This window comes from Microcoleus sp. FACHB-SPT15 (assembly GCF_014849525.1).
Taxonomy (GTDB): domain Bacteria; phylum Cyanobacteriota; class Cyanobacteriia; order Cyanobacteriales; family Coleofasciculaceae; genus Symplocastrum; species Symplocastrum torsivum.
Map to the genome: position 1 here is coordinate 1 of NZ_JACJNU010000016.1, position 11,709 is coordinate 11,709.

The following is an 11,709-nucleotide window of genomic DNA, read 5'->3' on the forward strand; positions in this document are numbered from 1 at the left end:
TGCTTCTTGAGGATGTGATTCGATTCTTTCCAAAGGACTTGTCATTACTAGATGCACGGAATTCTTAATTATTCTTTCATCATCCCACAGCTTTTCTATTAAGGATAGGTCTAATGTAAACTTCCCTTAGTGTTAATCGGTTTAGGTGTTTTATTTTCTCTATACCTTCAGTTGCAAATTCCTGAGGAAGTCTTCTTCAGTGGCGATGCTGGTCCTAAGCTACTACTAATAAAGCAATTTGCTGAGGGAAGGCTTCAAGCTGACTTAGATTTGCCTGTAGAGTCGTGGGTACGCAACCTTTGGGATAAGGGATTATACCCATTTGCTCCACCTTTTACTTACGAAATAGATAATCGGTATTACATTCAATATCCTTTCATATATCCCCTCATTAGCGCTCCGTTTTATGCACTTTTTGGCTGGAGAGGCTTATATATTATTTCCTTAGTTTCAATCTGGATTATCTGGTGGAGGTTTTATGTTGTCTGCAAACGCTTTCGGCTAGGAGTTATTAGTACCTCTTTAGGGCTTGCTACTCTAATATTTGCTTCTCCCTTAACGCTATACAGCGCGATGTTCTGGGAACATGCGATCGCTATTTCCCTGGCTTTTTGGGGAATATCCATTATCCTAATTTCACCCTCACAAAATTTATCCAATAGGGAAGCTATATTGAGCGGTATATTGATTGGCTTATCTGTTTGGTTCAGACAGGAATTACTAAGCCTTGGATTAACTCTAATTGCTCTGTTTGCTCTTTCACCTAAACTGAATCTAGGTTTTAAGAGAAATACAGTATTCTTAATCAGCTTAATTTTAACAGTTACAGGTTTTCTTATAGTTAATACCATAGCCTATGGTCATCCTTTGGGAATTTACTCTTTTTCATTAGGAATTAGCACTACTGAAACTGATACAGCCAGCGCTAACTCTTATAAGCCAGTTATTACTGATAGTTTTAGTTTGATTGATAAAGCTTCAAGTTTTTTTATTGTCTTATTTGAATTGATTTTCCGTCTGTTCCGCTACCTGCCAATAACAGCCTTCTCTTTTTCTTATATTTTTCTAGTTTTACTGACTAACAAAGCAAAGTTAAAACCTAGCGTTAAATTCACATTTTTACTAGGACTACCCATCCTTTTTTCAGTTCCTCTCGTAGGATGGGTAGGAGGGAAGGAATGGGGCGCTCGATATTTGTTAGTGCTAATTCCTCTTATTTCACTGATTGCAACAATTACCTTGAATCAAATAATCCGCATCCGTTCATACAGTTTACGGTATGTAGGTTTATCGGTTTTTCTAGTATTGCTTGTAGGGGGAAGCCTCATTAATACTTTTTTCGGCACAACTCGCCTGATTAGAGACTACGCTCAAAGGGTCTTGCCTGCTCTTAATGTTTTGAGAGCCAATCCAAATACTGTTGTTGCTGTATCTCATCAGTATATCAGTCAAGATCTAGCAGCAGCTTTTAGTGAAAAAGTATTTTTTTTGACTCAATCTACCAATGATTTGGAGCAATTAGCGTCAGTGCTACTGAGTCAAGGGAATCAACAATTTATTTATTTAGAAAGAGAGGACGAATCAAAAAAAGTTGATTATTTAGAATTTACTTCAGGCGACCAGCGTTTTGCTATTAAAGTTACCGAACTTGGAGAATTTGGCAGTTATATCGTAAGTGAGGCATCGATAGTTAGGCTTTAAGACTCTATTGATTTCAAGCTTTATAGCAGTTAGCAGTTAGCAGTTAGCGGTCAGCTATCAGCCATCAGCTTCTATTGTTTTAACCTAGATTTAACCTAATTTTAATTAGATATTAATTGGATTGTCTATGGTTTTGTCGTAAATTCCGTGGCTAACGCAATTGAATAAGTAAGTGAAGTTTGTAACAAATGGAACAGTTATGGCTAATACTTTCCTTGCTGAGTCATCTGTTTCAGTTCACAATGAACGGTGAAACTGCCTGCTAATTAGAATTCTGTATTAATCTCTTCAGTTACGTCTTAAATAATTACAAGTTTTGCCTAAGGTGCAACGCTGTGCGTTGCTCAATGATTCTTGTGCAGCAATAGAATAGTTCTGCTATCTAATCTAGATGCTTAAAGGCAGTGTTTCTTGATGGCAAACATGAGAATTTTCTCATGAAAGCTTCATTTAAACTTTGTAAAACTTCAGAGAAAGATAAATACAATACCCTAAGGAAAACTTCTAACAGTAACCTTCAACGTCCTCAATTCACCTTTAGAAGTTCCGTTCAAACTGCCGTAAGTAGTTTCAGTTGTCTAATCCATGCCTAATCATCCTCAACTGCTCGTCTCAGTTATTATCCCGGTACACAATGGAGGAGATAGTTTCCGTAAATGCCTTTCTAGTCTGGCAGATGCTGCGCCTCATCCTTATGAAATTCTTGTTGTAGCCGACGGAGAATCAGATGGCTCTTGGCGTTTGGCAGAGAAATTTGGAGCGAAGGTGCTGAAGGTACCGACATGTGGGGGACCAGCAAGAGCACGGAATTTGGGAGCACAGGCAGCGCAGGGTGACATTCTATATTTTATTGACGCGGATGTAACTATTTGTCCGGACGCTATCAGTCAGGTTGCAAATGCCTTTACTCAGGAACCTGATATTGCTGCTCTTATTGGCTCCTATGATGATGCACCAGGAGCTAGCAACTTCCTATCGCAATACAAAAATCTGTTCCACCACTACACCCATCAGATAGCTAGCGAGGAAGCCTCTACATTTTGGGGAGCTTGCGGAGCAATCCGTCGTGAGATTTTCTTCTCCCTCGGTGGCTTTGATGAAAGTTACTATCGACCCTGTGTTGAAGATATAGAGCTAGGCTATCGGTTAAAACGGGCGGGTCATAAAATTCGGCTGTGCAAGGATTTGCAAGTCAAGCATTTGAAGCATTGGAAACCCGTTTCATTGTTGAGAGCCGAAATTTTTTACCGTGCTCTTCCTTGGACTGAACTGATATTACGCGATCGCAAATTCATCAACGCTAACGACCTCAATCTCAAATTGTCCAGTCGCCTGAGCGTTATGTTAACATTTGCGATTCTAAGCGCTTTAGTCGAATCCTTGTGGTGGTCAGGATTTCTAGCGATCGCAGGTGTTCTAAGCCTGATACTCCTCGCAATCAATGCCCCAGTTTATCAATTCTTTTTGCAAAAGCGGGGTCTTCGGTTTACGCTCCAAGTAATCCCTTGGCACTGGTTTTATTTTCTCTATAGTGGTCTGTCATTTGTGATCGGTACGGCTAGCTACCACTCGCGTCAGTGGTTATCTCCTAGTGCAAATCTGTCTTTGGCTTTCCGCAAGTAGCTTGAATCGCAAACCGAAATCAGAAGATCTACCTCATGAAATCTTATCCCGTTGTCATCATTGGAGCTGGTCCTGCTGGTCTTACTGCTGGTCATGAACTGGTTAAGCAAGGCATCAAACCAATAGTTTTAGAACAAGCTGACAAAGTTGGCGGAATTTCTCGTACAGAGATGTACAAGGGTTACCGCTTCGACATTGGCGGTCATCGCTTTTTCACCAAGATTGGAGAAGTTCAGCAGATTTGGAAGGAAATTCTGGGAGACGAATTCATTAAGGTTCCGCGTCTATCGCGTATTTACTATCAAAGCAAGTTTTATAACTATCCCCTCTCTTTGTTCAACACTCTATCGAACCTGGGTATCATTCAAAGTTTCTTTATTTTGTTGAGCTACCTCAAGGCAAAACTCAAGGCAAAATTGCGACCGGGCCCTGAACCGGAGACTTTTGATCAGTGGGTGACTGATCGTTTTGGTCGTCGCCTTTACAGAATATTCTTCAAAACCTACACCGAGAAAGTATGGGGAATTCCCTGCGATAAAATTCAAGCAGACTGGGCCGCACAACGCATTCAAGGAATGTCTCTCAAACGAGCTGTGATCAACGCCGTGTTCGGAAGCCAAAACGCTAAGAGCTTAATCAAAGAATTTGATTATCCTGTTTTGGGTCCGGGGATGATGTGGGAGCGCTGTCAGGAACAGCTAGAGAGTAAGGGCGCTCCAGTGCATCTTAATACCTCGGTGACTCGCATTGAACGGGAAGGCACTCGGATTAAGAGCATTACGGCACAACAAGGTGACGAGACTTTCCAAATCACTGGCGATCACTTTATCTCCACTATGCCTGTAACTGCCCTAGTGCATCGGCTCGACCCCCTGCCACCTGCTTATGTATTAGAAGCGGCACGCGGACTTAAATATCGAGATTTTCTAATTGTGTCGCTGATTATTAAGCAGCCAGACCTATTTCCCGACAACTGGCTCTACATCCATAGTCCAGAGTTCAAAGTCGGACGCATCCAGAACTTCAGGAATTGGAGTCCAGCGATGGTTCCTGAAGCCGACAAATCTTGCTTGGGTATGGAATACTTCTGTAGCGAGGGGGATGACCTCTGGGAAATGTCTGATACAGATCTGATCGGACTGGCGAGTCGTGAAGCGGTCGAGTTAGGTCTAGGAGTTAAACCAGGCGATGTCGTAGATGGAGTGGTCATCCGTCAACATAAAGCCTACCCCGTGTACGACGGTGAGTACCGCAAGCATCTTCAAGTCCTCCAAGACTATCTAGAAACGTTTGACAACCTACAGACGGTCGGTCGCAACGGAATGCATCGCTATAACAATCAGGATCACTCCATGCTGACTGCCCTGCTGGCTGTCAAAAATATCCTTGGAGAAGAACACGATTTGTGGAATGTCAATACCGAACGCTCTTACCATGAGGAGTTTACCAAAGAGGAGTGGCCGAAAAAGCCGCTATCCGAGAGCGGCACTCCCTTAACTCCAGTTGAGTTGGCAAGCCCAGTGGTGTCAAAGAGCTAATAAATAGGCTTAACAGCTTTAGATTGGATGTTGGTTTAACAAAATCCTTAGTTAAACCAGCACCAATTTAACGAGTGGATTCAAGTCAAAGCTAAGGATTTATTACCTCAAGAGTTTATTCACAAGCTCTCAGATGAGGAAAGAAGGAGGGAGAGATGGGCAATCAAAATCAGCCAGACAGCTATAAATTGATGTCTCACCTATCCAGTCCATTTGTTTCTGTTATCATTCCAGTGTTCAATGATGCTAAGCGTCTAAAAATTTGTTTAGAGGCTTTGGAAAATCAGACTTATCCCAAAAGTCTGTATGAAGTTATTGTTGTTGATAACGGTTCAGATGAAGCAGAAGATATTGAGGGTGTAGTTGCACAATTTGAAAAAGCGATCGCAACCTACGAAAGTGCGCCAGGTTCCTACGCGGCTCGAAACAAAGGAATCTCCCTAGCCAAAGGAGAGGTTATCGCTTTTACTGATGCTGATTGTATTCCCGCTCCCGATTGGCTTGAGAAGGGTGTGGAAAATTTGCTGCAAACCCCTAACTGCGGTTTAGTGGCAGGCAAAATAGAAATTTTCTTCAAAAATCCTAAGCAGCTAACGACGGTAGAACTGTATGAGAGTATCATGGCACTGCCACAAAGAGAATTTCTGGAAAAGCATCAATATGGTGCAACGGCAAATGTTTTTACCTTCAAAAATGTGATTGATAAAGTGGGAGGTTTCGATGCAAGCTTAAAATCTAGCGGGGACGTGGAATGGGGACAGCGTGTTGCTTCATTCGGTTACAAGCCGATTTATGCTGAGGATACTTGTGTATCTCATCCAGCTAGATATTCATTCAACGACATATATAAAAGAACCCTGCGACATGCTGGTGGATATTATGATTTGCAAATCAAAAAAGAGAAATCTTTTTTGGAACGTAACAAACGATTTTTCATAAGTCTAGCTCAAGATTTAACTCCCCCTTTGATGTTTGCGTTTAATTTGTTTTTAGATTCACGGTTAAAAGGAGTTCAACAAAAGCTAAAAGTTTCTTTAGTATTAATCTTTATCAGGTATGTAAGCGCTTGGGAAAAACTCAAGCTTAAGTTTGGAGGCGTTTCTGCAAGAGAATAAATTTCTATAGTGTTTGTAGCATCTAAGCCCTAAACCATCAGGATTTTACTAGAGGTTGGTATGAGAATCGCCTTCTTCGTTACTTACTTTCCAATTTTGTCAGAAACGTTCATATTAAATCAAATTACAGGTTTAATTGATCGGGGACACGAAGTTGACATCTATGCCAACCAACCCGGTGATAGGGATAAGATGCATCCGGATGTAGAACGCTATCGTCTGCTTGATCGCACTTACTATATCCCTGAGTTTCCCAAAAATCTGTTTTTTCGCTTGCTGAAAGGGCTTGGTTTAGTGTTCGCTAACTTGTCTAAAGCCCCTTTGGTATTGTTGCGATCACTAAATGTATTCAAGTATGGCAAGGAAGCAGCTTCCCTCTGGTTGCTATACCTGACAATACCACTCCTAAACAAAAAGCCATACGATATTATTCACTGTCAGTTTGGCACAGATGGACTCAAAGGAATGTGGTTGCGCGATATAGGAGCAATTACAGGAAAGTTGATTACAACATTTCGAGGCTACGACATTAGCACGTATATTCAGGAACACGGTGAACAGTTTTACGATAAACTCTTCGCTGCCGCAGACTTTTTCTTGACCAACTGCGAATTTTTCAGACGCCGAGTAATCAAACTCGGTTGTGATGAAAAAAAAACTGTCGTACATGGTTCGGGAATTGATTGCAGCCGGTTTGTCTTCACCCCTCGTTATCCGTCTCCTGATGGCATGATTCGGATTGCAACAACGGGTCGTTTAGTGGAAAAAAAGGGTATAGAGTACAGCATTCGCGCTGTTGCTAAGTTAGCAAAGACCTACCCAAATCTCGAATACAACATCATGGGGGATGGTCCGTTGCGGAACAATTTACAGCAACTCATTCAGGAGCTGGGTGTTAGTAACATTGTGAAGCTGCTGGGTCAAAAGCCACAGCAGGAAATTATAGAAATTCTCAATAAATCTCATATCTTTACTGCCCCAAGCGTAACGGCAAAAGACGGTAATCAAGACGCACCAGTTAATGTTTTAAAAGAAGCGATGGCGATGGGGTTGCCCGTTGTCAGCACTTACCACGGTGGTATTCCTGAACTGGTTGAAGATGGAATTTCAGGCTTCTTAGTCCCTGAACGCGATGTATATGGTTTAGCTGAAAAATTAGGCTATCTTATCAAGCATCCGGAAATCTGGCATCAAATGGGTCGATCGGGGCGTGCTTATGTAGAACAACACTACGATACCAACAAGCTTAACGATCAGCTAGTTGAAATTTACCGCCATTTACTCAATTTCGGTCAAGAGCAGCCACGGGAGCAAGAGAAGCTCGTAAGTTCTATGTATGTCTGACTTAGCACTATTTTGACAATCGTAAGTCTTATTCAATTTGGAGATATGTCGTCATTACCGTTACCTGAAACTAGACAAAGTCATCCCAAACTAAAAGAGGATTTAGACATGGAGTTGTTACCACAGACAGACCCGCAAGTCACGATTGTTGTTGTTCCACGAGAGCGTTTCAGCTACACCCAGGAATCTCTTGAGAGCATCTACGCTCACACAAATATTCCATTCAAGTTAGTTTATGTAGACGGTAACTCACCGGCTAAGGTTCGACGTTATCTTGAACAGAAAGCACAAGAAAAAAACTTTCAAATCGTTCGCACTGATTACTACCTCTACCCAAACCAAGCAAGAAACCTGGGTTTAGCTCAAGTTAAAACCAAGTACCTTGTATTCATTGATAATGACGTAGTTGTTTCCCCCGGCTGGCTGAATCCTCTGGTTCAGTGTGCAGAGGAAACGGGAGCAGCAGTAGTTGGTCCCTTAATGTGTCAAGAAAAGCCTTTACACGAAATTATCCACTTTGCCGGAGGAGAATCTCACATTTGGCTTGACAAGACAGGTGATCAAGCCAGACGCCGTCTCCGCGAGAAGATGTATAGTCAAGGTCAGCAGGTAGCCCAACTGCGCGACCAACTGCAACGGCAAGAAACCGAATTGGCAGAATTTCACTGTGTAATGGTTCGCAGCGAGATATTTAAGCAAATTGGTTTTCTCGATGAAGCCATACTCAACACAAAAGAACACCTCGATTTCTGTATGAGTGTCAGGCAGTCAGGCGGCACCGTATATTTTGAGCCTGCCAGCATCGTAACTTATGTGATAGAACCGCCACAATGGACTGACCTACATTACTACATGCTTCGCTGGAGTGATGCCTGGACGCTCTCTAGCCTCCATCGCTTGCGCGACAAGTGGGGCTTGGCAGAGGATGGCTACTTCCAAGCGAAGTACAAAAAGCTGGGATGGCGACGACACATGTCAATCATCGTGCCTCTAAACCGCCGCATTACCTTTGGGCTGAGTAGCCGATTGTTCAATCCAATCCTGGTTCCTTTAGACAAGAGGCTAAACCGTTATCTGACTGATCGTCATGCCAAAATACAGTCTCAGAGGATGCAAGAGCAGACCACAACACAACAGCACGACTCTCAAACTACAGCCTTATCACAGGGTTGAGAGGGGCAGAAATTTCTAATCCAAAATCATCGGAGGCGGAGAAACTCCGACTTCCGCAAAATCTAAAATCCAAAAGGGTATAAGGGTCTGATATGCCACCTGAGGTCATTCACACGCCTGAGAGTATACTGAGGCATCCGATTCAACTATTCCGACTGATGTGGCGAGACTTGCTGGCTTCTCGTGAACTAGCTTGGCGGCTCATGGTGCGCGATATTAGTGCCCAATATCGTCAGTCATTTTTAGGTTTTCTCTGGGCATTCTTACCCCCACTGGTCATGGCAGCAGGGTTTACCTTGGCAAAAGATGCCGATATTTTCAAAGCTGATGTCACAGATTTGCCCTATCCCGCCTATGTAATGTTCAGTACTGCGCTGTGGCAAACGTTTGTGGAATCTGTGAATGGCCCGGTGCAAGCCGTAACTCAGGCGAAACCGATGATTGCGAGAGTGAATTTTCCACGAGAAGCAATCATCTTAGCCAAGGTAGGCGAAGTCTTATTCAACTTCGCCATCAAGCTTGTTTTAATTGTGGGATTGTTTCTTTGGTATCGGATTCCTGTAACTTGGACAGTCATTCTCGCTCCCGTGGCATTGATTCACTTAATTATGCTGGGAACGTTAATTGGCATGTTATTGTCTCCCCTAGGGGTTTTATATCAGGATGTGTCAAAAGGCTTGACAATGGTGACAGGCTTTTGGCTGTTCCTGACTCCAGTTGTATATTCTGTTCCCAATCAGGGAACCTTTGGACTTCTCGTGAAACTTAATCCCGTTACTCCCTTATTAGTAACGACACGGGAATTAGCAACAACCGGAGTGATATCCCAGGCTTATGGATTTTGGGTGGTTAGTGTCATTACTGTAGTTGGCTTATTGCTAACTTGGGTAGCGTTTCGTCTTGCAATGCCTTACGTGATTGAGAGGGTAAGTTCATGATAATAACTGAGATGACCAATCAAGAGATTACCACTCAGCCAGATGATCGTGAGGTCGTTGTCTCCGTTGAGCAAATTTCTAAGAAGTTCTGCCGAGATTTGAAGCAGTCCTTATTTTATGGCGTTCAAGATATTGGCACTGATATAGTCGGCGGACGACGCAAGAGTGATACCCTGCGAAAGGGTGAATTTTGGGCATTAAAGGATGTCAGCTTCAAACTGCGGCGAGGTGATGCGCTGGGTTTAATTGGCTCAAATGGTGCTGGGAAAAGTACCTTGCTGCGGATTATTAGTGGTTTAATCAAGCCGGATACTGGCGTGGTGAGAGTCAGGGGAAGAGTTGCCCCTTTGATTGCGTTAGGTGCGGGGTTTAACCCAATTTTGACTGGGCGAGAAAATATTTATGCCAATATGTCAATTTTGGGATTATCAACCAGAGAAATTAAAAAAAGGTTTGATGATGTCATTGATTTTGCAGAAATTTGGGAGGCGATTGATTCCCCTGTTCAAACCTACAGTTCGGGAATGGCAGCACGGCTAGGGTTTGCTTGTGCTGTTTATATAGAGCCAGAAATTTTATTGGTTGATGAAGTTCTATCGGTTGGTGATATAAAGTTCAAGATGAAGTGTCACCAACGGTTAGCAAAACTTCGAGAAAATGGCACAGCGTTTATCCTTGTTTCTCATAATCCTCATAACATATTAAATGTTTGTACTTCTGCTGTTTATCTGGCAAAAGGAAAGTTAATTAGTGCTGGTAAAACAGAGTCAGTTATTCGTAAGTATGAAGAAGACCTCTGTATCAGTGGGACAGATAATGCTTTAGGAGCAATGGTATTGCCAGAAAAGCCTGAGAGTGAAAGCTCCGGCTTAGATATTTTGTCGATTTCCTTTAAAGATGAACAAGGAAACGCTCTCTCAGCCCTGATGACGGGGGAGCCAGCTTATTTGTGCGTAGAGTGCAAATCTTATCAAACCATTGAAGATGCAAATTTAGGGATTGTAGTCAAGTCTTTATCCGGAGAACATGACTTAGTTTTATATCTAACCTCAGCAAGCGACAATGAAGCGTTGAAAGTCACTCCCGGAAAAGTAGAACTGCAAATGCAGATGCCCTATTGCAGTATGGTTCCTGGTGTTTACAGCGCAAAAATTTATGTAAGAAAGGGCGTTTACTCCTTTGATGTCGTTGAATCATTTAGATTTACGGTGAAGTCTCAAAGGACAGTTAGTCGCTGTTTATTTTATCAACCCCGAACCTGGAAAGCTATCAATCAGTAAGCTTTGCGATCGCGCCCTATTTGAAGAACGGAAACCTCGAAGATGAGCAACCCTCTACTCAGCATCATCATTCCTACCTACAACCGTCCTCACTTACTCCCTCTTGCTGTCGAAACTGCCCTGGCACAAACAATAGACGATTTAGAGGTGATCGTTGTTGATGATGCCTCGACACAGCCAGTCGAGTTGCCAAGCAACCCACGGCTGCGAGTCATCCATCTGCCAACGTCTCATGGGGGGGCAGGAGCGCGTAACGTGGGTACTGAAGCGGCGCGAGGTCGCTGGATTACCTACCTCGACGACGACGATCAGCTCCTTCCTCACATGGCAAAAGTCTCGCTAGAAGCCCTAACTCAGACGACCCTACCCGCACCTGTCGGAGTGATTTCTGGAATAGAGGTGGTGAATGCTCAAGGTCAAGTCACAGGTAAACGCCTTCCGCCTCCGGCACGTCTACGCGGCGCCCACTTCTCATTAGAGGAACTTGAACCTGGTTTGTCGTACAACACAAAGCAAACCTTGGTCGTCGAGCGAGAGGTTATTCGTCAGATTGGAGGCTGGGATGAGACATTTCGCTCTCGTGTCCACTCCGAGCTATTCTTACGGCTTAATCCGGTTTGCACAATTATTGGTCTGCCAGTTGTTACCTACCAGCTACTTCGGGCTCAGCAGGATAGAGTTTCTCGCGACCCAAAGCTTCGTCAAGAAAGCTTTCATCGCTTGATTGAAAAACATCAAGACATCTTTAAGGCTCATCCAAAAATGTTTTCTGAGTTGGTCTATCAACATGCTTCAACATCTTATCAAATAGGACAAAATAAAGCTGCTCTAGCCCATTTTTTGTGGGCAGTAAAGCTTCACCCTACTCATATTTTAGGGCTGAGTTTTAGACCTACGCTATCTCAATTGACCAAGCGTCTAAAAATTTAGTTTTTGACGGTATCAAGTCTCTTTTAGCTTCTCAGCAACTAAGTTTTATTGAAGTATTTTTAAAGAA

The 11,709-nt window shown here is 43.1% G+C and carries 9 protein-coding genes; all 9 read left to right on the top strand.

The window, feature by feature from the left end; genetic code table 11:
• Positions 1 to 129 precede the first annotated feature (129 nt).
• The 9 genes from H6F98_RS05585 (at position 130) to H6F98_RS05625 (ending at position 11,642) form a co-directional block, all read left to right on the top strand.
• On the top strand, positions 130 to 1,701 hold the full coding sequence (locus H6F98_RS05585) for an LA_3751/LA_3752 family putative glycosyltransferase (protein ID WP_192217682.1): 1,572 nt from the start codon (positions 130 to 132) through the stop codon (positions 1,699 to 1,701).
• 585 nt (positions 1,702 to 2,286) lie between these two features.
• Positions 2,287 to 3,324, top strand: coding sequence for a glycosyltransferase family 2 protein (locus H6F98_RS05590; protein ID WP_192217683.1), 1,038 nt, complete (start codon positions 2,287 to 2,289; stop codon positions 3,322 to 3,324).
• 35 nt (positions 3,325 to 3,359) lie between these two features.
• The gene (locus tag H6F98_RS05595) at positions 3,360 to 4,862 is read left to right on the top strand and encodes an NAD(P)/FAD-dependent oxidoreductase (protein ID WP_192217684.1); all 1,503 of its coding nucleotides are present in this window, start codon (positions 3,360 to 3,362) and stop codon (positions 4,860 to 4,862) included.
• Between the two features lie 155 nt (positions 4,863 to 5,017).
• Complete coding sequence (locus H6F98_RS05600; protein ID WP_242058390.1) at positions 5,018 to 5,977, top strand: glycosyltransferase family 2 protein; 960 nt, start codon at positions 5,018 to 5,020, stop codon at positions 5,975 to 5,977.
• A 60-nt stretch (positions 5,978 to 6,037) separates the two neighbouring features.
• Positions 6,038 to 7,321, top strand: a complete 1,284-nt coding sequence (locus tag H6F98_RS05605) for a glycosyltransferase (RefSeq protein WP_192217685.1) — start codon at positions 6,038 to 6,040, stop codon at positions 7,319 to 7,321.
• Between the two features lie 45 nt (positions 7,322 to 7,366).
• Positions 7,367 to 8,494, top strand: a complete 1,128-nt coding sequence (locus H6F98_RS05610) for a glycosyltransferase family 2 protein (protein WP_242058394.1) — start codon at positions 7,367 to 7,369, stop codon at positions 8,492 to 8,494.
• A 92-nt stretch (positions 8,495 to 8,586) separates the two neighbouring features.
• Entirely contained in the window at positions 8,587 to 9,432 is an 846-nt protein-coding gene (locus H6F98_RS05615; RefSeq protein ID WP_192217686.1) for an ABC transporter permease, read from the top strand.
• Positions 9,429 to 10,712 (top strand): ABC transporter ATP-binding protein, encoded by a 1,284-nt coding sequence (locus H6F98_RS05620; RefSeq protein WP_192217687.1) that lies wholly within the window; start codon positions 9,429 to 9,431, stop codon positions 10,710 to 10,712. The genes H6F98_RS05615 and H6F98_RS05620 overlap by 4 nt, the downstream gene beginning before the upstream one ends.
• Positions 10,713 to 10,754: 42 nt before the next feature.
• The gene (locus H6F98_RS05625) at positions 10,755 to 11,642 is read left to right on the top strand and encodes a glycosyltransferase (RefSeq protein WP_192217688.1); all 888 of its coding nucleotides are present in this window, start codon (positions 10,755 to 10,757) and stop codon (positions 11,640 to 11,642) included.
• The last annotated feature ends 67 nt before the right edge of the window (positions 11,643 to 11,709 follow it).